We start from the raw sequence: 24,291 nt of genomic DNA, 5'->3' as shown, positions 1-24,291 counted from the left end.
GGCCGGTGGGGCTTCCTCGAACATCCCGTGAGGCCCTTGTACGCGGCTGGCGTGACGGTCTACCTTCACGGGCTCCCGGGGCTCCATGCCCCCGCCGGGCAGACGTTCCGCCCGCGTTCCTTGACGACCGACGCTCGAGACACCGTGTTCCGGGTCCGCATCGCCCACCTCCCCGACGGTCTCCACCAGGAGACCCACCGTCCGTCGGCCGACGACCTCGGCCTCGACCCGGAGACGTTCTCCGGCGTCGAGGTGGACCTCCGGCTGGACGTGGCCGAGCGCCGCGTGCTCGCCGCCTACACGGCGCGAGCCACGGCCCGCCTCGAGTGCGACCGGACGCTCGACATGTACGACGAGCCCGTCGAGGGCGACCACGCCGTGCTCTTCACGGCCGACGCCCCGCCGCCGTCCGAGGACGAGCCCGACGACGACATCCAGCCGCTCGCCGACGACTCGCTCGACATCGACCTCACCGCCTCGGTCCACGACACGCTCTTGCTGGCGCTCCCGCTGCGCCGCGTGAGCCCGGCCGCCCGCGCCGCCGAGATCCCGACCGCGTTCGGCGAGTCCTCGGACGACGGCCTGGCCGACGACCGCTGGGCCGCCCTCCAGGCCCTCCGCTCCGGCGACGCCGAGGGCGACTCCGATTCCTCCGATTGACCCCCGCCTCCGGGCGACCCTCCCCCGACTCCCATGGCCAACCCGAAGCGCCGCCACTCGAAGGCCCGTACCGCTAAGCGCCGCTCCCAGTACAAGGTGAAGAGCGTGCCGACGACGCAGGAGTGCCCCAACTGCAGCCACGCCAAGCTGATGCACCGGGCCTGCCCGACGTGTGGGCACTACCGAGGCCGGGCCGTGATCGAGGTCGAGGGCGAGCTCTACTAGCGCTCTCGCCAGGGCGGCACCGCCGTCGCCCGCCGGTTCGCACAGATTTGTACCGCGCCCGCGCGAGCTCCCGGGAGCCCGCGCGGGCGTCGTCCGTTGATGGGGCGGGTATCTTCGGGTGCCCCTCCCCGCCCCGCCACTCCTCCGCCCCGCCCGCCCATGCCCGTCCGAGTCGCCGTCGACGCCATGGGCGGAGACCACGCCCCGGGCGTCGTCGTGGAGGGGGTGCTCGATGCCATCGCCGAGGCGGGCGACCGGCTGACCGTCCTGCTCGTCGGCCGCGAGGCCGAGGTCCGCGCCGAGCTCGACCGGATCGGGGGCGCCGAGGGCGAGCACCTCCGCGTAGTCGACGCGCCGCAGGCCATCGAAATGGGCGAGAGCCCGACGGTCGCGCTCAAGGCCAAGCCCCAGTCGTCGATCCACCTCGGCATCGGGGCCGTCAAGCAAGGGCGCGCCGACGCGTTCGCCAGCGCCGGCAACACGGGCGCCGTGATGGCCGCCGCCCTCTTCGGCCTCGGGCGCCTCCCGGGCGTCCTCCGCCCCGCGCTCCCCGGCTACCTCCCCACGCCGACCGGCACGTGCGTGCTCCTCGACGTCGGCGCTAACGTCGAGGTCCGGCCCGAGCACCTCGTCCAGTTCGCCCAGATGGGCGCGGTCTTCGGCGCGGCGTTCCTCGGCAAGGACGACGTGTCGGTCGGCCTCGTCAACGTCGGCGAGGAGCCGGGCAAGGGGACCGACACGGTCAAGGAGGCGCACCACACGCTCCGCGAGCTCGGCGAGCGCGGCGCGCTCCGGTTCGTCGGCAACGTCGAGGGCCGCGACATCCTCCAGCACGGGGCCGACGTCTGCGTCTGCGACGGGTTCGTCGGCAACGTCGTGCTCAAGCTGGCCGAGTCGGTCGCCACGATCCTCCCGGCGATGGTCAAGACCGAGATCGGCCGCCAGGACCTCGACGGGCCCTCGGCCCAGACCGTCGGCGGCGTGCTCAAGGGGATGCTGGCGCCGTTCGACTACCAGGCCTTCGGCGGCGTGCCGATGCTCGGGATCGACGGGACGGTCGTGATCGGCCACGGCGGGTCGTCGGCGCGGGCGTGCAAGCAGATGGTCCTCTCCACGGCCGGCCTCGTCGAGCAGAACCTGACGGCGCGGATCGCCCGCGCGCTCCACGACTCCTCCGAGGCCACCTCCTAGGCCCCACCCCGACGGATGCCCCAGACGACCCCGACGGCCGCCATCACCGCGGTCGGCAAGTACCTCCCCCCGGACCGCCTCACGAACGCAGACCTCGAGAAGCTGGTCGACACGAACGACGAGTGGATCCGGACGCGGACTGGCATCGAGGAGCGCCGCATCCTCAAGGACCCGACGAAGGCGACCTCTGACATGGCCGTCGAGGCCGCCCGCGAGTGCCTCGCCAAGGCCGGCGTCGCGCCTACCGAGGTCGACTGCATCCTCGTGGCGACCGTCACGCCGGACATGGTCTTCCCGGCCACGGCCTGCCTCGTCCAGACCAAGCTGGGCGCCACGAACGCGTGGGGCTACGACATCTCGGCGGCCTGCTCGGGCTTCCTCTACGCGCTCACGACGGGCGCCAAGATGATCGAGGCCGGGATGCACCAGAAGGTCCTGGTCATCGGCGCCGACGCCATGACGCGGATCATCGACTACACCGACCGGACGACGTGCGTCATTTTCGGCGACGGCGCCGGCGCCGTGCTCCTCGAGCCGAGGACGGACGGGACGGGCGTCCTCGACACGGTCCAGTACGCCGACGGGACCGGCGTCCACTCGCTGAGCCAGCCCGGCGGCGGCTCGCTCCACCCGGCGACGCACGAGACCGTCGACGCCCGGATGCACTACGCGCAGCAGGACGGCCGGGCCGTGTTCAAGCGCGCCGTCACCGGCATGGCCGACGCCGCGGCCGAGATCATGGAGCGCAATGACCTCAGCCCGGAGGACGTCCGCTACCTCGTGCCGCATCAGGCCAACCTCCGCATCATCGACGCGACGGCCCGCCGGATGGGCCTCACCGACGACAAGGTGATGATCAACATCGCGCGCTACGGCAACACGACGGCCGGCACGCTCCCGCTCTGCCTCGCCGATTGGGAGAACCAGCTCCGCGCCGGCGACAACCTCGTGCTGGCGGCCTTCGGCGGCGGCTTCACCTGGGGCGCGACCTGGCTCAAGTGGAGCTACGACGGCGCGCGCTGACGCGCGCTCTGATGTGTGGTTCGTGCGTGACGGGTGCTCGTCTGGCACCCCGCGCCACGGGCCACCATCGCGACTCACTCATCACGCATCACGGACATGCTCGCATTCCTCTTCCCCGGCCAGGGCTCACAGGCGCCCGGGATGGCCGCCGACCTCACCGAGATCCCCGAGGCCCGCGCGATTCTCGACGAGGCCGATGACGTCCTCGGCTTCTCACTGACCGAGCTGATGTTCGGGGACGACGCCGAGGTGCTTAAGCCGACCGAGATCACACAGCCGGCGCTCTACGCGCACAGCCTCGCGGCCAACGCGGCCCTCGCCGCGCGCGGTGTGAAGCCGGACCTCGCGGCAGGCCACAGCCTCGGCGAGTGGAGCGCGCTCGCGGCCGTCGGCGCCCTGTCGTTTGCGGACGGGCTCCAGGCGGTTCGTCGGCGCGGTGAGCTGATGGCGCAGGCCGGCGACGTCCGGCCCGGCGCGATGTCGGCCGTTCTCGGACTGGACGCGGAGGCTCTAGAAGCGGTCTGCCAGGAGGCGACCGAGGCGGGCGAGGGCGAGGTCGTCCCGGCCAACTACAACGACCCGGGCCAGATCGTGATCTCGGGCGACGCGCCGGCCGTCGAGCGGGCAGGCGCCGCGGCTTCGGAGGCCGGCGCACGACGCGTCGTGCCGCTGCCCGTGTCGGGCGCGTTCCACAGCCCGCTCATGAAGTTCGCCCGCGACGGGTTGAAGGAGACGCTGGACGCGCTCGAGATCCGCGTCCCGTCGTGCCCCGTCGTGCTCAACGTGACGGCCGAGCCGACGACGGACCCCGACGCCATCCGGCTCCGGCTCCTCGATCAACTCACGGCGCCGGTCCGCTGGGCGCAGTCGCTGGAGCGGATGCAGGCCGAGGGCGCGACGCGGTTCGTGGAGGTCGGCACGGGGAAGGTGCTCTCGGGGCTCGTGCGGCGGACGCTCGGGCGCGACGCGGAGACGGCGCAGGCCGGCACGGCCGCCGAGATCGACGCCCTCACGGCCTAGCCCGCCTCGGCGCCGAGGCGGAGGCAGCGGGCGGGGGCGCGTGCGATCTTTCCGGCCCCTCTGACCTCGATCCATGACCCTCGACCTCTCCGGAAAGACCGTCCTCGTCACCGGCGGCACGCGCGGCATCGGCCGCGCCATCGTCGACGCCGCCGCCGCGGCCGGCGCGAACGTCGCGTTCACCTACCGCTCCTCGTCCGACACCGCCGACGCCCTCGTCGCCGAGCTCGGCGACGATAAGGCCCTCGGGATCCAGGCCGACGCGGCGTCGGCCGACGACGCCGCGGCCGCCGTCCAGGCCGTCCTCGACAAATGGGGCGCCATCGACGGGCTCGTCGTCAACGCCGGCATCACGCGCGACGGGCTGATGATCCGGATGGACGCCGAGGCGTGGCAGGCCGTGATCGACACGAACCTGACGGGCGCCTTCCACGTGGCGAAGGCGGCCTATCGGCCCATGATGAAGCAGCGCGCCGGGAGCATCGTCACGATCTCGTCGGTCGTCGGCGTGATGGGCAACGCGGGGCAGGCGAACTACGCGGCGTCGAAGGCCGGGCTCATCGGGTTCACGAAGAGCCTCGCGCGCGAGCTGGCCGGCCGCGGCGTCCGCGCCAACGTGATCGCGCCGGGCTACGTCGAGACCGACATGACGGCCGACCTCGGGCCGGCCGCCGAGAAGCTCATGGGCCAGATCCCGCTCGGACGCCTTGGCCAGCCCGACGACATCGCCGCGGCCGTCCTCTTCCTCCTCTCCGACGCCGCGGCCTACGTGACGGGCCAGGTCATCTGCGTCGACGGCGGGATGGCGATGTAGCCGGTCCCGGCGCGGTCGGGAGGCGGCCCTCTCCACAGGGCGCCCGAGGCGGGCTGGTTCAGGCGCCGGCCGTGAGCTCGCGCGCCCTCCGCACGCGGACGTTGTCGGGGCCGAACGTCTCGGCCAGCCCCGGCAGCGCGGCCCGGAGGACGCGACGGCCCTCGGCGGCCTGGCCCGCCTCGACGAGCGCGCGGCCGAGGTAGAACCGCGCCTCGAGGGCCGCCTGGTCGTCGGCGTCGGGCCCGCCGAACACGCGGAGCGCTTCTCTCAGGACGGGGATTGCGCCCTCCGCGTCGCCGCTGGCCTGGAGCGCCGAGCCGAGGCTGAGGACCGGATGCCCATAGAACGGGTGGTCCGGCCCGTGGGCCCGGCGGGCGGCCTCGACCACCTCGCGGTGGACGGCGATCGACTCGTCGTAGCGCTCGAGTTGGCGGAGCAGGACGCCGTACCCGTTGGCCAGGATCTGGTGATCCAGCGACTCCGGCGGCGCGTCGTCGAGCTCGACGGCTCGCCCCATGGGCTCGACGGCCTGCTCTTGTCGGCCCGTGGTCATGTAGTGGACGGCGAGGCTGTAGTAGAGGCCGGACCGGAAGCCGTCGAACGAGGCGCTGCCGTCGTAGGCCGCCGCGAACGCCGCGGGGCCGGCGGCCTCGATCACGTCGATGGCCTCGCGGAAGTAGCCCTCCGCCGCGGCCCGCGCTAGCGAGTCGGGCCGGCGCGCGTCGGCGGCGATGCCGAGGTCGTTGAGGGCGATGGCCACCTGGGGGTGGGCCGCTCCGAGGCCGGCGCGGCGGGTGGCCACGGCGGCGGTCATGAGGGAATCGACGCCGTCGAGATCGTCGCTGTTGAGGAGGGCGAGGGAGAGCGCGTTCTCGGCTTGGAGGACGTCCGGGTCGAGCGGGGGAAGGTGGGCTCGGCGGAGGTCGAGGGCTCGGCGGAAGAGCGGGACGGCCCGCTCGCTCTGGCCCAGCTTGGCATACGACCGCGCGAACGCCGTCGCGAGGGCCGCGGCCACGAGCGGCCGGTCGGCGAACCCGGTGTCGAGCCGGGCCACGCCCGCGTCGAGCACGTCGCGAACGCGGAGCGTGTCGCCGTCGGAGCCCGCGGGCCGGGCCTCGCCGATGAGGTCGACGAGGAAGCCCGTGACCGCCTCGGCCTCGGCGGCGCGCGCGTCGGCCCGATCTCGCTCCGCGCTCGCCTCGCGGGCCTGCCAGAGCGCGGCGCCGGCCCCGCCGAGGACGCCGAGCAGTGCGACACACGCCGCGGCCGCCGCCGCCCGGTGCCGCCGCACGAACTTGCCGATCCGGTAGCCGGTCGACTCCGGCCGCGCCTCGATGGGGAGCCCGCCGAGGTGCCGGTCGAGGTCGGCGGCCAGCGCGGCGGCGCCGTCGTAGCGCCGGTCGGGCTCCTTGCGGAGCGCCTTGAGCACGATCCGGTCGAGGTCGCCGCGGAGGCGGCGTCGGAGGCGATCGGGCTGCGTCGCCCGGTTCTCGGCCGCGGCCCGGGCCGCGTGGGCGTCGGTGGCGGCGGTCGAGGGCTCGGTCGGGTCGGCCTCGAGGATGGCCTGCTCGATGGCGCGACGGACGCGGCTGGCGGGGCGGTACGGCCGCTGGCCCGTGAGGAGCTCGTAGAGCAGGACGCCGAGCCCGTACACGTCGGTCGCCGTCGTCGGTGCCTCGCCGCGGATCTGCTCGGGCGCGGCGTACTCGGGCGTCAGGACGCGCCGGTCGGCGCGGGTCTGGACGAGCGAGAGGCCGGCGTCGTCGTCGAGGAGCTTGGCGATGCCGAAGTCGAGGAGCTTGACGCGCGGCCCCTCCGGCGTCTCGGCCACGAGGACGTTCGACGGCTTGAGGTCGCGGTGGACCACGAGCCGGCGGTGCGCCGCCGCGACCGCCTCGCACACGTCGCCGAAGAGCGCCAGCCGCTCGTTGACGCCGAGGCGGCGGCGGTCGCAGAAGTCGGTGATCGGCTCGCCTTCGACGAACTCGAGCGCGAGGTACGGCCGGCCGTCGCTGGCGGTGCCCCCGTCGAGGAGCCGCGCGATGGCCGGGTGGTCGAGCCGCGCGAGCACGGCGCGCTCGGCCTGGAACCGCCGGAGGAGGTCGTCGCCGAGGCCGGGGCGGACGAGCTTGACGGCCGCCGTCTGGTCATAGGCACCGTCGGCCCGCTCGGCGCGCCAGACCTCGCCCATCCCGCCCACGCCGACCCGCTCGACGAGCCGCCACGGACCGGCCTCGGGCGGCGCCCGGTCCGGGTCGGGAACGGCCGGGCTCTCGAAAAACGCCTCGGCCCCGACGTCGAGCTTGAGCAGGCGCTCGACCTCCTCGCGGAGCGCGGGGTCGGGGTGGCCGTCGGGCGTACGGCAGGACCGGTCCAGGAAGGCCCGGCGTTCGGCCGGGGGGAGGTCGGCCGCCTCGTCGAAGACGGCTTCGATGGCGTGCCAGCGGTCGGACGTCATGGGTGGCGGGGTCTACCCTCCAGTACCGTGAGGCACGGGCCCGCCTGTCATCCGTTCTTCACGAACTGACGTCGAGCGCGTCGCGCGCACCGGTCACGTCGTTCTGGAGCTCGCCGTAGAGCCAGGCCCGGGCGGCCCGCCAGCTCCGCGCGACCGTCGCCTCCGAGACGCCGAGGGCCTCGGCCGTCTCCTGGACCGTGAGCCCACCGAAAAACCGGCACTCGACGACGCGCGCCGCCCGCGGGTCGGCCTCCTCGAGCCGTGCGAGCGCGTCCTCGATGACCGCCGCGCGGTCGGCCTGGGCCTCGGTGAACGGCGAGCTCATGATCTCGTCGTTGATGGCCGTGTGGGCCGCGCCGCCGCCGCGTTTCTGGGCCTTCCGCGCCTCGCCGTAGCTCACGAGCACCTGCCGCATCGCGCGCGAGGCGACCGCGAGGAGGTGCGACCGGCTCTCGACGGTGGAGCCCTCCAGCTTGAGGTACGCCTCGTGGACGAGCGCCGTCGTGTTGATCGTGTCGTTGCCGACCCATCGGGCCCGCTGCCGCTCGGCGATCCGCCGGAGGTCGTCGTACAGTCGTTCGAAGAGCGCGCCGGACGGGGCCTCCCCGCGACCGAGTGCGTCGAGGAGGGCGGTGCTCTCCTCAGCGAGGGTCGTGCTGTCCATCCCGTGTCATGTGGTGGGAACGGCGCCAACGTACGGCCTCCCAGCCGGGGGCGTACCGTTACGTACTCGAAACGTGTGATTTGACATGATCTGGCCGGCCCTCGCCGTGGAGACGTTTTGGTTCGATTGCACCATGGGGTGGCTGTCGGGCCCCGCTATCGTGCGTGCTGACCGTCCGCCCTAACCGATGAAGGCCCGCCTCCTGCCCCTCGTCGCCCTCTTGGCGGTCTCCGTGAGCGCGCAACCGCGTGACCTCGACGTGCCCGTGCTTGCCGTCAGTGGGCTCGTCGGGGGGGGGGCGACGGCCGGCGCCGCGGTCACGCTCGTCCCTGGGGACGGGAGCACCGAGGCCGAGGCGGTCGCGATCCTCGTGGGCTACCCGCTCGGCGTGGCGCTGGGGATGTCCGCGATCGGCCCGGTCCTCGGGCGCGACCGCGCGTTCGTGCGCGTGCTGAGGGACGCCGCCCGCGGGTCCGCCCTCGGGCTCGGGGTCGGGGCGGCCGTGTACCTCGTCGGGATGGCGGTGACGCCCGAGTCGGACGCGTTCTTCGACCGGCTGGGCGTGGCCGTGCTGGCGGCCGGTGCGTACGCCGTGGTCCCCCTGGCCGTGACCCTGCACGGGTTCGAGGTTGTGCCCGTCCCCGTCATGGGGACCGAGGGCGAGCGCACCCTCGGACTGTGGATCGCGCTCGACCTGTGAGCCGCGCCCTGCTCCTGATCGTCCTGCTGGCGGCCTCCGCCCGCGCCCAGGTCGCTCCGCCTCGGGCACCGACGGGGGGCGACCGAATGTGGCTCGTGGCGGGCGCGTTGGCCGGGGGCGTCGTCGCGTCGCCGGCCGGGCCGTTCCTGCTCATCGGGGCGGGGGCCGGGGCGTACGTCGCGAGTGCGCTCCTCGACCTCGACCCGACGATCGGCGGTGTCGTGCTCGACACGGCGGTGGGGACGGGCGTCGCGATCCTGGTCGGTGCCGGCACCTACGGAGTGCTCACCGAGGTGGCTGGGGCCGAGGGCGACCTCAGCACCTCGATCGGCAGCGTGCTCGTCGGTCTTGCAGTGGGCTCGGCCGCGATCGGCGTTTCTCACGGCGTCCGGCTGGCGACGCTGCGGATGGAAACCGCCCCCGCGCTGCTCCGGACTCCGGCCGGCGGCCCGCCGCCTGGTCTCACCCTCTCCATTTCCCTCTGATGCTCGCCGTGCGCTCGGTCCTGATCGCTTCCGCCGTCCTCTGCGTCGCCGCCCACGCCCAGCCGGCGACCTCCCACCGCGTCCCGACGGTCGAGGACGGGGCCGTGTTGACCGTCGTCGGGGTGGGGGCGTCCATCGCGGCGTTCGCCGCCGTGGGCGAGTCGTCGCCGACACTGGCCGTTCCGGTGGCGATGGGCGCGGCCGTCCTCGGGACGAGCTCCGCGCTCGGCCTCCGTCCCACGGTGCCGGGCGTTCTGCTCGACACGGCGGTCGGCTCGGTGGCCGGCCTCGCGACGTACGAGGTGTACCGGCGGTCCACCGATCCCAACTTCTGGGGGCAGACGGAGGCCGTCGTGGTCGGCGCGGCCGTGGGCGCCGCGACTGTGGCCGCGGCCCACGTGATCCGGTTGTCACACCTCCGCGGGGTTCGGGGGACGCCGGCCGCGCTGGTCGGGCCCGAGGGAGAGCGTGGGGCCGGGCTCCGCCTCCAGGTCGACCTCTAGCCCTGCCCGCCTCGGCGTCGAGGCGGGAGGGGGCCGGATACGCCCGCGGGCCGTCCGGAGCGGAGAACTCCGGCGGAAGAGGGGAGGCCCGGACGCGAGAGGCGCGGCCTCGTGCGTACTCTGCCGCAGACGCGGATTCCCCGCGTCGGTGCCGAGGCCGGAAGGCCGGTGCCTGCGACGCCGGTCGGGAAGAGTGACACAGCCCGGGCGGTCCTCACTCTCTCCCCCCGATCATGGCGTTCAAAGCCGTATTCGACCTCACCCAGAAGGCCCAGAACGAGGCCAAGTCCGAGCGCAAGCTCCAGACCCCCTTCGACGAGCCCGACGCCGACCGCGAGTCGGCGGGGATCGCCGACCTCCCAGAGCGGCTTCAGCAGGGCATCGAGGCCCTCGGGTGGCCCGCGCTCATGCCGGTCCAGGCCGAGGCCGTCCCCTACATCCTCGAAGGGCGCGACCTCATCGTGCAGAGCCGGACGGGCTCGGGCAAGACGGGCGCGTTCCTGCTCCCGCTCCTCGAGAAGCTCGACCCGAACGAGAAGACGACGCAGGCCCTCGTGCTTTGCCCGACCCGCGAGCTGGCCAGCCAGATCCACGCCGAGTTCGAGCGGATGAACGCCGGCCTCGCGAAGGACGAGCAGCTCGACGCGATCCCCGTCTACGGCGGCGTCGGCTACGGGCCGCAGATCGACGCGTTCAACCGCGGCGTCCAGCTCGTCGTGGGCACGCCGGGCCGCGTGCTGGACCACCTCGCGCGCGGGTCGCTCAAGCTCGACAAGCTCCGGACCATCATCCTCGACGAGGCCGACGAGATGCTCTCGATGGGCTTCTTCCCGGACATGATCAAGGTCCGCCGCTACCTCCCGAAGCAGCGCGACTCCTACATGTTCTCGGCGACGATGCCGTTCCAGGTCCAGCGGATCGGGAAGGAGTTCCTCACGGACCCCGTGTTCCTGGCCACGGCCGGCGGCCAGATCCACGTCGAGCAGATGGCGCACCGGGCCTACCAGGTCGCGCCGATGGACAAGGACCGGACGCTGGCGGCGCTCATCGAGTGGGAGAACCCCTCGGCGGCGATCATCTTCGCCAACACGCGCCGCGAGGTCGAGTACCTCGCCACGTTCCTCAACAACTACGGCTACAACGCGGCCGGCATCTCGTCCGACCTCACGCAGAAGGCGCGGGAGAAGACGATGAAGCGGCTCCGCGACGGCGAGCTCCGCTTCCTCGTCGCCACCGACGTCGCCGCGCGCGGGATCGACGTGCCGGACCTCAGCCACGTCTTCCAGTACGACATCCCGCAGGACCGGGAGTACTACGTCCACCGCTCCGGCCGGACGGCCCGCGCCGGCAAGGCCGGCGTCTCGATCGCCATCACGACGGCGACCGACATGCCGACGCTCCGCCAGATCGCGCGCAAGTACGACATCCCGCTCGAGGAGCGTGAGCTGCCGACCGAGGCCGAGATGGCGTCCCGCGTCGGCCAGCGGCTGACGAACCTCCTGGAGGACCGGATGCGCGACCGCTCGAACCTCGAGCGCGAGCGGCAGGCGCGGTTCGTCGCCGTCGCCCGCCAGCTCGTCGAGGAGGGCGAGCCGGAGGTCCTGGCGATGCTCCTCGACGAGGCCTACCAGCAGTCGCTCAACGAGGCGCCGGTCGGCCCGGCCATGGACCGCACGGAGAGCGAGTACGACATCAAGCAGCGGGAGGCCCGCGAAGAGCGCGAGTCGGGCGGTCGCGACCGGAAGCGGGGCCGCCGCCGCGACGACGACGAGCGGGACGAGCGCGACGACGCGCCCCACGCCGACGCTCGCGACGACGTCTCCGCCGACGCGCCCTCCGCTGACGCCGACTCCGCCGACCTCGACGCCGAGGCGGACGGGGTCGACGGCTCGAACGGCGAGGCCAAGCCCAAGCGGAAGCGCAGCCGCCGCCGGAGCCGCAGCAAGAGCGACGCCGGCTCCGACGACTAACCCCCGTCCCGCCGCCGGCTGTAGGCCCCCCCGCAGGGTGTCCCTGCCGTGACCGCTGGCGGCGGCCGTTTCCAGCCTCCTCGCGCCCGATGCTCGAGCTCTGCACCGCCGCCCTCCTGTTCGCGGCGTCGGCCGGCGCGCCGACGCCCGGCCCGTACGTCGTCCTCGACGGCGCCGGCCAGCGCGTCGAGCTCGGCGTCCTCTGCGACGCCCTCGCCGACGCCGACGTCGTGTTCCTCGGCGAGCTCCATGACGACTCGACGGCGCACGCCCTCGAACTCGAGCTCCTCGCCGCGGCGCACGTCGCGGCGCAGGCGGCCGACCGGCCGCTCGTGCTGGCGCTCGAGATGGTCGAGACCGACGTCCAGCCGGTCCTCGACGAGTACCTCGCCGGGCTCATCCGCGAGCGCGACTGGCTCGCCGCGAGCCGGCCGTGGGGCAACTACGACACCGACTACCGGCCGCTCGTGGAGTTCGCGAAGGCCGAGGGCGTCCCGGTCGTCGCGTCGAACGCGCCGGGCCGCTACGTCAGCCTCGTCTCGCGGCGCGGCGGGCTGGCCGTCCTCGACAGCGTGGCGACCGCGCAGGCGTGGCTGCCTCTGGAGGTGGCGCCGCCGTCGGAGGCGCTGGCGGCCAAGTTCACCGACCTGATGGGCGGGATGTCGCACGGCGCCGGCCCGACGGTCGAGGGAATGCTCGCCGCGCAGAACCTCCGCGACGCCACGATGGCGTGGCGGATTGCGGAGACGCTGGACGCCCGCCCCGGCGCGCTCGTGGTCCACGTCAACGGGAGCTTCCACAGCGACGACCGGCTCGGCATCCCGGAGCACCTCGCCCGCCTCGCACCGGAGGCGCGGACGCTCGTCGTGACGATGCGCCGCGAGACCGGACCCGAGGACGCCGAGGTCGGCGCGAACGACTTCGTGATCCTGACCTCGGCCGGCGAGTAGCCCCGCCTCGGCGTCGAGGCGGGACCGGCTAGAGGCCGACCCCGACGCCGACCACCGGGCGCACGCCGCCCCCGGCGAGCTCGGACGCCTCACCTCCGACGGAGGCCCCGACGCGAAGGCCAACGCGATCTCCGAGCCCGGCGCGGAGGGCGGCCTCGGCGTAGGCGGGAAGCGTGAAGCGTTCGCCGACGGACCCGTACCGCGACCCGCTCCGGCGCACGAACACCGCGCCGACCCCGAACTCGAACGCCGCCGGCACGCCCAACGGCCGGCCCAGCGCGAACAGCGCCGAGGCCCCGGCCGGGACCGTGATCACGCGGTCGGTCGGGCCGTCGAGGAGGAACGTCTCCGTCCAGTACGACGCGCCGAGGCGGAGCCGGAGTTGGCGCTCCGACGCCGCCGAGGTCCACACGGCCCGCTCGACTCCGAGCGCGTAGGCGCCGGTCGGGCCGATCGCGTCCGCGAACACGACGGTCGAGCGCTGACCGGTCTGCGCCGAGGACGGGGAGGCGGCGAGCACGAAAAGGGAGGCGAGGAGGAACCGGGACATCATGTTCAGAAGGAGCGCAGGAAAGTAGCCGCCGGTCTGGACGGTCGGGTCACCCCCTCCGGCTTCGGCACCGAGGCGGGCCGGGTCAGCCTTCGCGGACGACGTGGAGCTGCGCCTGCCGGACGTACCGGACGTCGGTGCCGACGAAGGCGGCCTCGACGGCCGCGAGGCGGGCCGGATCGGCGGCCTCCGTCACGAGGACGCCGCCTACGGCGAGACGGCCGGCCAGTGGGGCCACGAGCGCCCCGAGTGCCTCGACGTTCGCTGCCGTGACGTGGGCGACGGCGACGGGCTCCCCGTCGGCCTCGGGCGCACCGTCGCGGAGCGTGACGCGCGTGCTCTCCGGCCGGAAGCCGTGCCGCGTGAGCGCCACGGTCGCGGACTCGCGGTCCTCGATCCCGAACACCTGCACCTCCCGGGCCGATGACCGCGCGTCGGCCACGACGACGGCCACGCCGCCGCCCGGGTCGTCGACCACGACGAGGACGCCCGGCACGCGCTCCCGCTCGGCCGTGACCACGCGCTCGTGGAGGTCGGCGAGCACGCTCGGGGCCAGTCGCGTCAGTCGCTCCTCGCGGACCGCCAGCACGACGGGCGGTGCCGTCCGCCGGGCGACGGCGTCGCGGACGCTGCCGGCGACGGCGCGGGCGAGGCGGAGGGGGAACGAGCGGGCCACGCCTCGAAACTAACCGGAAGGGCACGCGCTCTGGGCTGATCTCGGCGCGGCCCCACGATATCTTGGCCGCCCTCCACCCGCGCGCGCCTATTCCGTTTTCGGCACTCGACCTTCGTCTTCCCCGACCGAGTCCCACGGTTTGATGCGCGCACTCCTCTGGCCCGTCGCGGCCGCCCTCGTCTTCGCCCTCGCGGCCCCCGTCGACGCCCAGGTCTGGGGCGAGTTGGCCGGCCGCGTGACCGACGCCGCCACCGGCGACGGCATCCCCGGCGCGACCGTCCTCATCGAGGGGAACTCGTTCGGGACGAACACGGCCACGGACGGGAGCTATTCGTTCCGCATCCCCGAGGGGACGTGGCCGGTCCGCGTGTCGTTCGTGGGGTACCGGCCGTTCCGCGACACCGTCGTCGTGTCCCGCGGCGCCACCACCCGCCTCGACGCCGTGCTGGAGGAGGCCGTGGGCGAGCTCGGCGACGTGGCCGTCGAGGGCGAGGCCGAGCCCGAGGCGGTCGGGGTCAGCCGGATCGACCCCCGCGTGGTCCGCGACATGCCGATGCCGATGGCCGACGCCATGCGCGGCGTCAAGACGGAGCTCGGCGTGACGTCGTCGAACGAGCTGTCGAACTCGTACTCGGTCCGCGGCGGGAGCTACGACGAGAACCAGTTCTTTATCGACGGCTTCGAGATCTACAGGCCGCTCCGGATCAGCCAGGGCGAGCAGGAGGGGCTCGGGCTGATCAACGGCGACCTCACGAGCCGGATGACCCTCTTCGCCGGCGGCTTCCCGGTCCGCTACGGCGGCAAGCTGGCGTCGGTCCTCGACGCGACGTACGCCGCGCCGGAGGGCCGCCCGAGCGGGACGGCCTACGCTTCGACGCTCGACGCTGGGCTCCAGGCAGCCGGTGCGCTCGGCGACCGGGCGGGCGTCGCGTTCGCCCTCCGGAGCGCCCGCCCGCAGCGGTTCTTCGCCGGCCAGGAGCTTGAGGGTGCCTACGACCCCAACTTCAGCGACGCACAGGGCGTCCTCGACTGGCGGCTCTCGTCGGCCCACTCGCTCCGCGCGCTCGGGCTCTACGCGCGCCACCGGTTCCGCCTCGCGCCGCGCCAGCAGGAGACGACGTTCGGCATCTACCCGAACCTCGTCCAGACCGTCGCCAGCGACTTCGAGGGGATCGAGGAGGACGGCTACGACATCGGCTTCGGCGGGCTCCTCCTGACGAGCCAACTCGGCGAGAGCGCCCGCGCCGAGCACCGGGTCTCCGTCTTCACCACCGACGAGTTCGAGACGTACGACGTGACCTCGCGGACGTCGCTCTACCGCCGCCAGCAGCGGCCCGAGGGCTCGCAGGCCGACCTCGACCGGCTCCTCGAAGGGCAGACGCTCCAGCAGGACCTCGCCAACAACTCGATCCAGCAAACGATCTGGACCGCGCAGGGCCGCTACTTCGGCCGCCTCGGGGCCCACGGCGCCGAGGCGGGCTGGCAAGCCCGCGCGCTCCGCTTCGACGACCTCATCAACGAGAAGACGACGTTCACCGGCCAGACGGACGGCGGCGTGCAGCGGACGGTCACGGCGGACTCGGTCGCGGCCGACACGACGTTCGCCTCGTGGCAGGTCTCGGGCTGGGTCGAGGACGCCGTCCGGATCGGGCGGCTGACGCTCACTCCCGGCGTCCGCGCCGACTACTTCGCCTACAACGAGGAGCTCACGCTCTCGCCGCGCCTCTCGGCCGTCTACCGGCTCTCGCCGCAGACGTCGCTCACGGCCGCGGCCGGCATCTACCACCAGGCGCCGACCTACCGCGAGCTCCGCGGCGACCCCGATCCCGGCACGTCGGCGTTCAACACGCTCGACGGCGACATCGCGAGCCCGCGCGCGACGCAGGCCGTCGTCGGGCTCGACCACTTCTTTACGAGCCGCCGCCTCGCGCTCCGGGCCGAGGCCTACGTCAAGAAGTACGACGACCTCATCTCGTACGACGTCAACAACGTCCGCGTCGTCTACTCGGCTGAGAACGACTCCGAGGGCTACGCGGCCGGCGCCGATTTCCAGCTCCGCGGCGAGCTCGTGCCGGGCCGTGAGAGCTGGATCACGTACGGCCTCCTCTTCACGAAGGAGCGGTTCTACACGCCCGAGGCCACCGACGAGCAGACGCTCGCTCGCTTCGAGGCCCGCGGCGGCGGCGACTGGATCCCGCGCCCGACCGACCGCCGCCACAACCTGTCCCTCTTCGTCCAAGACTACGTCCCCGGCGACGACACGTGGACGCTCCACATCCGGACGCTCTACGGCTCGGGCATCCCCACGACGCCGCCGGCCCGTGACCAGGACCGGTCCATCGACGCGATCTCGGTCTTCGACGAGGGCCAGCGCAACGTCATCCGCCTGCCGAGCTACTTCCGGTTCGACCTCGGCGCGACGAAGCGGCTCCAACTCGCGAACCTCGCCGGCAGCCCGCTCGAGCTCCTCGCGACGATCGAGGTGCTCAACGTGTTCGACCAGACGAACGCCGTGGCGTACTCGTGGGTCGAGCAGTTCTCGGGCGACCGCCGGATCTACACGGCCGTCCCCACACGCCTCACGCCGCGCACCCTCAACGTCCGCTTCCGGGTGGACTTTTAGGCCGGCGCACACGGACTCCCACCACCTCGATCCGCTTGATCGCACCCATGGCACGACTTCGAGCCACTCTCACTCTCGTCGTCGTTCTCGCGTGGTCCGGGTGCGACTCCGTGGAGACCGAGCCGCCTCCCACCGTGGACGTGTGCCCGGCAGACACGTCCGAGGGCGCGGCGTTCTCCGCTGCCCTCGGGACGACGTGGACGTATGACCTGACGACCTACCGGAAGCCGAGAAGCAGTCTCGCTACGCGTTCCACGGGCCGCGTGGAGGTCGAAGTTGTCGAGGTGGAACCGTGCTCGGCCCACACGCAGCGACTTCGAGTCCGGGAACGACGCGCGGAGTTGGTCGAACATGAGCGCCCAAGGGACGGGAGCTACTCCGACCTCGAGTGGGTCGCCGACGAGGACTCGACGGGCGCCGAGCGCTTCTACACATGGACCGTTCGGGATTCGATCATAACGACGGATGCGCCAGACATACAGGGGCGGGGCACCTTCGGTCCTCCTCCGTTTGGCCGAGAGGCCCCGCGCGTGTGGGACGGTGAGACGCTCAATACGGGCATCTACAGCGCGTTCGGCCCGTTCGTCACACTTACACGCGATGTCGGCCCGACCCGGTACTACGTGGTCCCGTTGTACGGGACGCCGGGGCAGGCATACGAGAAGTGGAAGTACGTCGGCGAGTAGGCCGGCGGCCTCAGGCGCCGAGTGCGTCCGCGAGGGCGGGCAGCGCGTCGCCGAGGCGGGCGTCGAGGGCGACGGCCGCGTGCGGGTGGCCCCGCGTCTCGCCGAGCGTGACGATGGCGACCGGCGTCCCCTCTTTTTCGGCCTGCCGCACGAACCGGTAGCCGCTGTAGACGGCGAGGCTGGAGCCGACCACGAGGAGCGCGTCGGCCCGCGAGACGATCCCAGCGGCCTCGGCCACGCGCGGCTTCGGGACGCTCTCGCCGAAGAACACGACGTCGGGCTTGAGCGGACCTCCGCACGACGGACAGACCGGCGTCACGAACCGGGCGATCCCGGCCTCCAACTCGACGTCGCCGTCGGGCGCCATTCGGCCCGCCTCGGCGCCGAGGCGGAGCCACCCGGGGTTCGTTGACTCGATGAGACGCTGGACCTCCGCTCGGGAGAGCCGCACGTCGCAGCCGAGGCAGACGACGCGGTCGAGGGCGCCGTGGAGCTCGATCACGCGCCCCGAGCCGGCCGCCTGGTGGAGCCCGTCGACGTTCTGCGTGACGACGCCCTCGACGAGGCCGGCCCGTTCGAGCCGCGCGAGCGCGCGGTGGCCCTCGTTCGGTCGGGCGCCCGTCATCCGGGCCCAGCCGCGGCTGGCGCGCGCCCAGTACCGCTGGCGGGCCGTCGCGTCGCGGACGAAGTCGTCGTACTGGACCGGCCGGCGCTCGACGTGCCTCGTCTCCGGCCCGCGGTAGTCGGGGATGCCGGACTCGGTGGAGATGCCGGCGCCGGCGAGGACCGCCAGCCGGCGGCCGCGGAGGAGGTCGACGAGCGCGCCGAGGTCGGCGGGGGCGGTGGCGGTCGGTGCGGACATAGCCCTCGAACGAGGTCTCGGCGGCGGTGGTGTGCGGATGATGAGGGCAACGGTCTCGTCATTGTAGAGGGTCCGTGAAGGCGTATGTTGGAGCCCCGGCGTCGCCTGGCCTCGGCGCCGACCCTCCGCCGTGCCGGTGGAGCTGGTGTCCCGTTCCTCGTCCATGGTGCGTCTCGTCGCTGGTCTCGCTGTCCTCGCCTTCGCGGTGGGCGCGTCCGCACAGTCGGTCGTGAGCGGGACCGTCACGGACGCCGAGACGGGCGGCGTGCTGATCGGCGCGGCCGTCTACGCCCCGGCCCTCGACCGCGGCGCCGTTACGAACGCGTACGGCCACTACAGCCTGCCGCTCCCCGCCGACACGGTCGGCCTCGTCGTCTCGTACGTCGGCTACCAGGCGCGGGAGGTCCGGGCGGACTCGGCGGTCGGCGGGCGGCTCGACGTGGCCCTCCACCCGGTCGACCTCGGTGAGGTCGTCGTCGAGGCGGACGCGGCCGGGTCGCGTCGGCCGGAGTCGACGCCTCAGATGGGCGAGGCCGCGCTGTCGGGCACCGATATCCAGGCGCTTCCGGCGCTCTTCGGCGAGGCCGACGTGCTCAAGGCCGTCCAACTCCTCCCGGGTGTCCGCGCGGGGCAGGAGGGGACGGCCGGGCTCCACGTCCGCGGCGGCTCGCCCGACCAGACGCTCGTGCTCCTCGACGGCACGCCGCTCTACAACGCATCGCACTTGTTCGGCTTCCTCTCGACGTTCAACGCCGACGCCGTGAGCCGCGTCGAGCTGACCAAGGGCGCTTACCCCGCACGGTTCGGCGGGCGGCTGGCGTCGGTCCTCGACGTGCGGCTTCGGGATGGCGACCTGGAACGGCACCGCGTGCAGGGGCAGGTCGGGCTGCTCTCGACGAAGCTCCTCGCGGAGGGCCCCATCGTCCCCGGCCGGGCGTCGCTCCTCGTGTCGGGGCGGCGGACGCACATCGACCTGCTGGCCGGGCCGTTCATCGACCGGGCGAACGAGCGGGCGGCGGCGCGTGACGAGGCGCAGATCGACCCGAGCCTCTCGTTCTACGACGTCAACGCCAAGCTGAACTGGCGGCCCTCGGACCGCGACCGGCTCTATCTCAGCGTCTACCGCGGCGGCGACACGTTCTCGTTTTCCGCCATCGACCCGGAGATCGACTGCGCGGCCGGCGACTGCGCGGCGACGGGCGTCGAGAACGCGACGGGCGGCGGGCTCGACTGGGGCTCGCTCGTGGGCTCACTCCGCTACACGCGCGTCCTCTCGCCCCGCCTCTTCGGCGCGCTCACGCTGACGGCCAGCGACTACGGCTTCGACGTCGAGGTCACGTCCGACGAGGGGCGGAACGGGCCGAGCCCGGTGACGGCGGCGGCGCGCTACCGGAGCGGGATCCGCGATCTCGGCGCGCGGCTCGACCTCGACCTCGCCGCCGGTCATGGTCACGCGCTCCGCCTCGGCGCGGCCGTCACGCACCACCGGTTCACGCCCGGCGCCCTCTCGGTCTTGGGCGAGGACGCCGCCGAGGGCGTCCCCGCCGACACCACACTCGGCGGCGGGCCCACCGACGGCCTCGAAGCCGTGCTCTACGTCGACGACACGTGGCGCGCAGGCCCGCTCACGCTCGGGCTCGGGCTCCACCTCGCGACGTACGTCGCCGGTCAGAACGTCTACCCGTCCGTCGAGCCCAGGCTGTCCGCCTCGGTGAAGCTGTGGCCGAGGCTGGCGCTCAAGGCGAGCGCGGCCGTGACGCAGCAGCCCGTCCACCTTCTCACGACCGGCGCCGGCATCGGCCTGCCCGCGGACCTCTGGGTCCCGGCCGACTCCGTCGGCCCCGAGCGTGGGTGGCAGGTCGCCGCGGGACTGGCGGGCTCGTCGCCGAGTGGACGAACGGCGTGGTCGGTCGAGGGCTACGTCCGGGCGATGGACGGCCTCGTGGCCTACCGTGACGGCGCGGCCTTCTCGACGCCCACCGACGACTGGCAGGAACTCGTGGTGACCGGCGAGGGCCGAAGCCGCGGTCTGGAGGCGTTCGTTGAGCACCGGACGGACCGCGTGACGGCGTGGTTCGCCTACACGCTCGCCCGGACCGACCGCCGCTTCGACGCCATCGCCGACGGCGCGTGGTTCCCCTACCGCTACGACCGCCGGCATGACGTCTCAGCCGTCGTCCTCGCCCGCCTCTCGCGCCGGTTCGACGCGTCGGTCTCGGCGGTCTACGGGACCGGCGACGCCGTGACGCTGCCGGCGGCGAGCTACGACGCCACGTTCCTCAGCTCGGGTTCGATCCCGTACTGGACCCAGTCGGTCCCGCAGGCGGCCTCGGAGGTGGCCTACGGCCCGCGCAACGGGCATCGGCTCCCGGCCTACGCCCGCCTCGACCTCGGCCTCACGTTCTACCTCCACCGCGGGAGCCGCCCCCACAGCGTCTCGCTCGACGTCTACAACGCGCTCAACCGGAAGAACCCGTTCGTCACGCTCCTCGACGAGCGGACCGACGCCGAGACCGGCGAGGCCCGCCAGCAGCTCGTGGGGATCTCGCTGTTCCCCGTCCTCCCGTCGCTCTCCTACCGCTTCGCGTTCTGACGATGCGCGCCCCTCTCCCGCAGCCGCCCAGCCTGACCCGCCTCGGGACCGAGGCAGGCGGAGTCGGCTGCGCGCTCCTGCTCCTCGTCCTGCTCGCTGTCGCCGGGTGCGACCTGTCGTCGTCGCTCGACATCGACACGCCGCCGTACGAGGCCGGCGTCGTGGCGCGGTCGGTGCTGGCGGCCGGTCAGCCGGCGCAGGTCCGCCTGAGCGTGAGCCGCGACCCGTACGCCGTGGACTCGGCCGGCGTCGGCCTCGTCGAGCGACCGTCGCGCGTCGACGGCCGCGTCGTCCTCGTCCGCGACGGCGTCGAGGTCGAGGAACTCCGGGCGATCCCGCGGACGTGCTACCGGACGACGACGGGCGGCTGCAACACCCAGACGGGGGAGGTCCAGCTGACGCGGAGCGGGGGGTTCGAGTGCGGCGTCTACCGAAGCTCGGTCCGCGTCGAGCCCGGCGACCAGGTCGAGCTTCGGACAGAGCTGCCGGACCTCCCCCTCGCGACGGCACGGGTCACGGTCCCCGAGGCGCCTGCCGTCGAGGCCGCCGTGACGACGCTGGCCAACGGGCGGCATCGGATCGCCGTCCGCCTCACCGATCCGCCCGGCCTCGGGGACCGTTACGGCCTGACCATCACGCGCGAGTACGATCGGTACACGGCGTCCGAATGCCGCGTCGGCGGGCGGGCCGACACGCTCATCCGGCTCGACCAACCGCGCGAGTACCGGAGCGACTTCTCGACCACGGACCCGATCCTCGTGACCGGCGCCCGCGAGGCCGGCAGCTCCATCCACTTCGTCACGTTCCCCGACGACGCCTTCGACGGGCGGACGCGCGAGTTCGTCATCGAGGCGACGCCGACCGGGAGCCACGAGTTCGACACGGGCGCGGTCGTGGTCCAGGTGACGGCCATGACGGCCGAGCTCTACGACGCCTACCAGATCACCAACTTCGAGCTCGACGAAAACCCGTTCGCCGAGCCGGCCGACCTCCCGCTCAACGTCGAGGGCGGCTACGGGCGCGTCGGGGCTGTCGCCACGACGGAGGTCCGGTTCCCGGGTCGGGGCGGATGAGGCGACGAAGCAGATTCGGTAGGGCACAGGAAGTGCACACATGTTCGCGCGGTCGTCGGCTAGGTTTTCGCGCCGGCTCGTGGTGAGCCGGGCCGCTCCCGACCGCTGCGCCGATGGCCCTCCGATCGCTCGTCCTCTTCCTCTGCGCCCTCGTCGCGCCACCCGCCTCGGCCGAGCCGTCCGCCGACCCGGTTGCGGAGCCTGTGCGCGGCGTCGTGAGCGGCGTGGTCACCGACGCCGAGACGGGCGAGGTCTTGATCGGGGCGACGGTCTACGCGCCCGACCTCGGCCGCGGCACGGCCGCGAACGCCTACGGCTTCTACAGCCTCCCGGTCCCGGCTGACTCCGTCCGCCTCCGCGTCTCGTACGTCGGCTACGTCGCCGAGGAGCGTGTGGTCGACGCGCGCGACGACGTCCGGCTCGACGTGGCGCTCCGGCCCGAGTCGCTGGGGGAGGTCGTGGTTGAGGCCGACGAGGACGGCGTCGGCGAGCGGCCGGAGGACTCGGCGCAGATGGGCGAGGTCGCCCTCACCGGTCGGGATGTCCAGGGGCTCCCGGCGCTCCTCGGCGAGGCCGACGTGCTCAAGGCCGTCCAGCTTCTCCCGGGCGTCCGCGGCGGGGCCGAGGGGACGGCCGGCATCTACGTCCGCGGCGGCTCGCCCGACCAGACGCTCGTGCTCCTCGACGGCGTCCCGGTCTACAACTCGTCGCACCTGTTCGGCTTCCTCTCGACGTTCAACGGCGACGCCGTGAGCCGGGTGGAGCTGACCAAGGGGGCGTACCCCGCGCGGTTCGGCGGCCGGCTCGGCTCGGTCCTCGACGTCCGCTTGCGGGATGGCAACAACGAAGAGGTCGGCGGGCAGGGGCAGGTGGGGCTCCTGTCGTCGCGGCTCCTGTTAGAGGGGCCGATCACGGACGAGTCGTCGTTCCTGATCTCGGGCCGGCGGACTTACATCGACGTCGTGGCCAAGCCGTTCATCGACGCGGCGCAGGAGGGGAGCGATGAGCAGATCGACCCGCGGGCGTACTTCTACGACCTCAACGCGAAGCTGAACTGGCAGCCGACGGAGCGCGACCGGGTGTACCTCAGCCTCTACGGCGGCGCCGACGTGTTCGGGTTCGAGGCCGTCGACACGGTCCGGTCGTGCGCGCCGGAGGACGACTGCGAGACGGAGGAGGACGTCTACGGCGGCGGGCTCGACTGGGGCAACCTCACGGGCGCGCTCCGCTACACGCGCGTCCTCTCGCCGCGGGCCTTCGCCGCGCTCACGCTGACGGCCAGCGACTACCGCTTCGAGGTCGGCGCGAACGTTGAGGTGGGCGTGGGGACCGACGACGAGATCCTCTCGCGTGTCCGCTACGAGTCCGGCATCCGCGACCTCGGGGTCCGGGGCGACGTCGACCTCGCACTCGGAAGCGGCCACACCGTCCGCTTCGGCGGCGGCGCGACGGTCCACCGGTTCACGCCGGGCGCGCTCTCGCTGTCAGGCGAGATCGCCCGCGAGGGGATCGCCATCGACACGCTCCTCGGGTCGAGCCGGACGCTCGGGGCCGACGTCGTGGCCTATGCCGAGGACGAGTGGCGCGTCAATGACAAGCTCCAGCTCGGGCTCGGGCTCCACGGCGCGATCTACACGACGGGCGGCTACACGTACCCGTCGCTCGAGCCGCGCGCCTCGGCCGCCTACCAGCTCCTCCCCCGGCTGGCCGTCAAGGCGAGCGCGGCCATCACGCAGCAGCCGCTCCACCTCCTGACGACGGGCGCCGGCCTCGGCCTGCCCGCCGATCTCTGGGTCCCGGCCGACTCGATCGGCCCGCAGCGCGGCTCGCAGGTGGCCGTCGGGCTCGCGGGCTCGTCGCCGTCGGGCCGGACGACGTGGACGCTGGAGGGCTACTGGCGCGACATGCGCGGGCTCGTGGCCTACCGCGAGGGCGCCGCCTTCACGACCCCGTTCGACGACTGGCAGGAGCTCGTGGTCACGGGCGACGGGACGAGCCGCGGCCTCGAGCTGTTCGTCCAGCACCGGACCGAGCGGCTCACGACGTGGCTCGGCTACACGCTCGCCAAGACCGACCGCCAGTTCGACGCGCTCAACGACGGCGAGCGGTTCCCCTTCCGCTACGACCGCCGGCACGACGTCTCGGCTGTCGCGCTCTACCAGCTCTCGCGCTTTTTCGACGTCTCGGCCGCCTTCGTCTACGGCACCGGCGACGCCGTCACGCTCCCGGTCGCGGCCTACGAGGGCACGCGGTTCGGCTTCAGCTCCGTCGACGCCTGGGTCAACGGGCAGTCGACGACGGAGACGACGGTCTACGGCCCGCGCAACGGGCACCGGCTGCCGGCCTACGTCCGCCTCGACCTCGCCGCGACGTGGTACTTCCGGCGCGGCCCGCGACCGCACGCGCTCTCGCTCAGCGTCTACAACGCGACGAACCAGAAGAACCCGTTCCTCACCACGTTCGACACCGAGTACGACTACCAGACCGGCCAGCGGCGGCAGAAGCTGGTCGGCGTCGCGCTGTTCCCCGTCCTCCCGTCGCTCTCGTACCAGTTCTCGTTCTGAT

At 73.1% G+C, this 24,291-nt stretch carries 21 protein-coding genes; 16 read left to right on the top strand and 5 right to left on the bottom strand.

Annotated features, from left to right (window positions below; translation table 11 throughout):
* Positions 1-144: 144 nt before the first annotated feature.
* The 6 genes from BSZ37_RS01785 to fabG all read left to right on the top strand — a co-directional run bounded on the left by BSZ37_RS01785 (position 145) and on the right by fabG (position 4,933).
* A complete protein-coding gene (locus BSZ37_RS01785) occupies positions 145-660 on the top strand; it encodes a YceD family protein (RefSeq protein WP_143537530.1) in 516 nt (171 codons plus the stop codon).
* 33 nt (positions 661-693) lie between these two features.
* Complete coding sequence (gene rpmF, locus BSZ37_RS01780) at positions 694-885, top strand: 50S ribosomal protein L32 (protein WP_095508895.1); 192 nt, start codon at positions 694-696, stop codon at positions 883-885.
* Positions 886-1,044: 159 nt separating this feature from the next.
* Complete coding sequence (plsX, locus tag BSZ37_RS01775; RefSeq protein WP_095508894.1) at positions 1,045-2,076, top strand: phosphate acyltransferase PlsX; 1,032 nt, start codon at positions 1,045-1,047, stop codon at positions 2,074-2,076.
* A 15-nt stretch (positions 2,077-2,091) separates the two neighbouring features.
* A complete protein-coding gene (locus tag BSZ37_RS01770; protein WP_095508893.1) occupies positions 2,092-3,099 on the top strand; it encodes a beta-ketoacyl-ACP synthase III in 1,008 nt (335 codons plus the stop codon).
* A 96-nt stretch (positions 3,100-3,195) separates the two neighbouring features.
* Positions 3,196-4,119 (top strand): ACP S-malonyltransferase, encoded by a 924-nt coding sequence (fabD, locus tag BSZ37_RS01765; protein WP_095508892.1) that lies wholly within the window; start codon positions 3,196-3,198, stop codon positions 4,117-4,119.
* Between the two features lie 73 nt (positions 4,120-4,192).
* Positions 4,193-4,933, top strand: a complete 741-nt coding sequence (gene fabG, locus BSZ37_RS01760; protein ID WP_095508891.1) for a 3-oxoacyl-[acyl-carrier-protein] reductase — start codon at positions 4,193-4,195, stop codon at positions 4,931-4,933.
* Positions 4,934-4,991: 58 nt separating this feature from the next.
* Here fabG and BSZ37_RS01755 read toward each other — a convergent pair whose 3' ends face one another.
* On the bottom strand, positions 4,992-7,391 hold the full coding sequence (locus BSZ37_RS01755; protein ID WP_095508890.1) for a serine/threonine-protein kinase: 2,400 nt from the start codon (positions 7,389-7,391) through the stop codon (positions 4,992-4,994).
* 58 nt (positions 7,392-7,449) lie between these two features.
* Entirely contained in the window at positions 7,450-8,055 is a 606-nt protein-coding gene (locus BSZ37_RS01750; RefSeq protein ID WP_095508889.1) for an ECF-type sigma factor, read from the bottom strand.
* 187 nt (positions 8,056-8,242) lie between these two features.
* Here BSZ37_RS01750 and BSZ37_RS01745 point away from each other — a divergent pair, with 187 nt between their 5' ends.
* From BSZ37_RS01745 to BSZ37_RS01725, 5 genes are all read left to right on the top strand, one after another.
* Positions 8,243-8,755 (top strand): hypothetical protein, encoded by a 513-nt coding sequence (locus BSZ37_RS01745; protein ID WP_095508888.1) that lies wholly within the window; start codon positions 8,243-8,245, stop codon positions 8,753-8,755.
* Positions 8,752-9,240 (top strand): hypothetical protein, encoded by a 489-nt coding sequence (locus BSZ37_RS01740; RefSeq protein ID WP_095508887.1) that lies wholly within the window; start codon positions 8,752-8,754, stop codon positions 9,238-9,240. The genes BSZ37_RS01745 and BSZ37_RS01740 overlap by 4 nt, the downstream gene beginning before the upstream one ends.
* Positions 9,240-9,743: a hypothetical protein gene (locus BSZ37_RS01735; protein WP_095508886.1), complete on the top strand. Its 504-nt coding sequence runs from the start codon at positions 9,240-9,242 to the stop codon at positions 9,741-9,743. The genes BSZ37_RS01740 and BSZ37_RS01735 overlap by 1 nt, the downstream gene beginning before the upstream one ends.
* Positions 9,744-9,976: 233 nt before the next feature.
* The gene (locus BSZ37_RS01730) at positions 9,977-11,713 is read left to right on the top strand and encodes a DEAD/DEAH box helicase (protein WP_143537529.1); all 1,737 of its coding nucleotides are present in this window, start codon (positions 9,977-9,979) and stop codon (positions 11,711-11,713) included.
* An 89-nt stretch (positions 11,714-11,802) separates the two neighbouring features.
* Entirely contained in the window at positions 11,803-12,663 is an 861-nt protein-coding gene (locus BSZ37_RS01725; protein ID WP_095508885.1) for a ChaN family lipoprotein, read from the top strand.
* Positions 12,664-12,691: 28 nt separating this feature from the next.
* On the opposite strand, the gene BSZ37_RS01720 is transcribed toward BSZ37_RS01725, so the two are convergent.
* Together BSZ37_RS01720 and BSZ37_RS01715 are read right to left on the bottom strand one after the other, a co-directional pair.
* Positions 12,692-13,213 carry a hypothetical protein gene (locus BSZ37_RS01720; RefSeq protein WP_143537528.1) on the bottom strand — a complete coding sequence of 174 codons (522 nt, stop codon included), beginning with the start codon at positions 13,211-13,213 and terminating at the stop codon, positions 12,692-12,694.
* Between the two features lie 85 nt (positions 13,214-13,298).
* The gene (locus BSZ37_RS01715; RefSeq protein WP_095508883.1) at positions 13,299-13,889 is read right to left on the bottom strand and encodes a hypothetical protein; all 591 of its coding nucleotides are present in this window, start codon (positions 13,887-13,889) and stop codon (positions 13,299-13,301) included.
* A 142-nt stretch (positions 13,890-14,031) separates the two neighbouring features.
* On the opposite strand from BSZ37_RS01715, the gene BSZ37_RS01710 reads away from it, so the two are divergent.
* Both BSZ37_RS01710 and BSZ37_RS01705 read left to right on the top strand, forming a co-directional pair.
* Entirely contained in the window at positions 14,032-16,512 is a 2,481-nt protein-coding gene (locus tag BSZ37_RS01710; RefSeq protein ID WP_095508882.1) for a TonB-dependent receptor, read from the top strand.
* A gap of 110 nt (positions 16,513-16,622) precedes the next feature.
* Entirely contained in the window at positions 16,623-17,198 is a 576-nt protein-coding gene (locus tag BSZ37_RS01705; protein WP_143537527.1) for a hypothetical protein, read from the top strand.
* Between the two features lie 10 nt (positions 17,199-17,208).
* On the opposite strand, the gene BSZ37_RS01700 is transcribed toward BSZ37_RS01705, so the two are convergent.
* On the bottom strand, positions 17,209-18,060 hold the full coding sequence (locus tag BSZ37_RS01700; RefSeq protein ID WP_095508880.1) for an NAD-dependent protein deacetylase: 852 nt from the start codon (positions 18,058-18,060) through the stop codon (positions 17,209-17,211).
* 166 nt (positions 18,061-18,226) lie between these two features.
* Here BSZ37_RS01700 and BSZ37_RS01695 point away from each other — a divergent pair, with 166 nt between their 5' ends.
* The 3 genes from BSZ37_RS01695 to BSZ37_RS01685 all read left to right on the top strand — a co-directional run bounded on the left by BSZ37_RS01695 (position 18,227) and on the right by BSZ37_RS01685 (position 24,290).
* Positions 18,227-20,653: a TonB-dependent receptor gene (locus tag BSZ37_RS01695; RefSeq protein ID WP_179299422.1), complete on the top strand. Its 2,427-nt coding sequence runs from the start codon at positions 18,227-18,229 to the stop codon at positions 20,651-20,653.
* A 2-nt stretch (positions 20,654-20,655) separates the two neighbouring features.
* Positions 20,656-21,726 carry a DUF4249 domain-containing protein gene (locus tag BSZ37_RS01690; protein WP_095508878.1) on the top strand — a complete coding sequence of 357 codons (1,071 nt, stop codon included), beginning with the start codon at positions 20,656-20,658 and terminating at the stop codon, positions 21,724-21,726.
* A gap of 113 nt (positions 21,727-21,839) precedes the next feature.
* The gene (locus tag BSZ37_RS01685) at positions 21,840-24,290 is read left to right on the top strand and encodes a TonB-dependent receptor (RefSeq protein ID WP_095508877.1); all 2,451 of its coding nucleotides are present in this window, start codon (positions 21,840-21,842) and stop codon (positions 24,288-24,290) included.
* Position 24,291: the final 1 nt, after the last annotated feature.

This window comes from Rubrivirga marina (assembly GCF_002283365.1).
GTDB lineage: Bacteria > Bacteroidota > Rhodothermia > Rhodothermales > Rubricoccaceae > Rubrivirga > Rubrivirga marina.
This window is presented reverse-complemented; position numbering and strand designations above follow the sequence as displayed.

Coding starts and splice junctions, on each gene's coding strand:
- BSZ37_RS01690 (WP_095508878.1), top strand. CDS start 20,656: ATGCGCGCCCCTCTCCCGCAGCCGCCCAGCCTGACCCGCCTCGGGACC.
- BSZ37_RS01750 (WP_095508889.1), bottom strand. CDS start 8,055: ATGGACAGCACGACCCTCGCTGAGGAGAGCACCGCCCTCCTCGACGCA.
- fabD (WP_095508892.1), top strand. CDS start 3,196: ATGCTCGCATTCCTCTTCCCCGGCCAGGGCTCACAGGCGCCCGGGATG.
- BSZ37_RS01685 (WP_095508877.1), top strand. CDS start 21,840: ATGGCCCTCCGATCGCTCGTCCTCTTCCTCTGCGCCCTCGTCGCGCCA.
- BSZ37_RS01735 (WP_095508886.1), top strand. CDS start 9,240: ATGCTCGCCGTGCGCTCGGTCCTGATCGCTTCCGCCGTCCTCTGCGTC.
- fabG (WP_095508891.1), top strand. CDS start 4,193: ATGACCCTCGACCTCTCCGGAAAGACCGTCCTCGTCACCGGCGGCACG.
- BSZ37_RS01720 (WP_143537528.1), bottom strand. CDS start 13,213: ATGTCCCGGTTCCTCCTCGCCTCCCTTTTCGTGCTCGCCGCCTCCCCG.
- BSZ37_RS01745 (WP_095508888.1), top strand. CDS start 8,243: ATGAAGGCCCGCCTCCTGCCCCTCGTCGCCCTCTTGGCGGTCTCCGTG.
- BSZ37_RS01770 (WP_095508893.1), top strand. CDS start 2,092: ATGCCCCAGACGACCCCGACGGCCGCCATCACCGCGGTCGGCAAGTAC.
- BSZ37_RS01725 (WP_095508885.1), top strand. CDS start 11,803: ATGCTCGAGCTCTGCACCGCCGCCCTCCTGTTCGCGGCGTCGGCCGGC.
- plsX (WP_095508894.1), top strand. CDS start 1,045: ATGCCCGTCCGAGTCGCCGTCGACGCCATGGGCGGAGACCACGCCCCG.
- rpmF (WP_095508895.1), top strand. CDS start 694: ATGGCCAACCCGAAGCGCCGCCACTCGAAGGCCCGTACCGCTAAGCGC.
- BSZ37_RS01755 (WP_095508890.1), bottom strand. CDS start 7,391: ATGACGTCCGACCGCTGGCACGCCATCGAAGCCGTCTTCGACGAGGCG.
- BSZ37_RS01730 (WP_143537529.1), top strand. CDS start 9,977: ATGGCGTTCAAAGCCGTATTCGACCTCACCCAGAAGGCCCAGAACGAG.
- BSZ37_RS01700 (WP_095508880.1), bottom strand. CDS start 18,060: ATGTCCGCACCGACCGCCACCGCCCCCGCCGACCTCGGCGCGCTCGTC.
- BSZ37_RS01710 (WP_095508882.1), top strand. CDS start 14,032: ATGCGCGCACTCCTCTGGCCCGTCGCGGCCGCCCTCGTCTTCGCCCTC.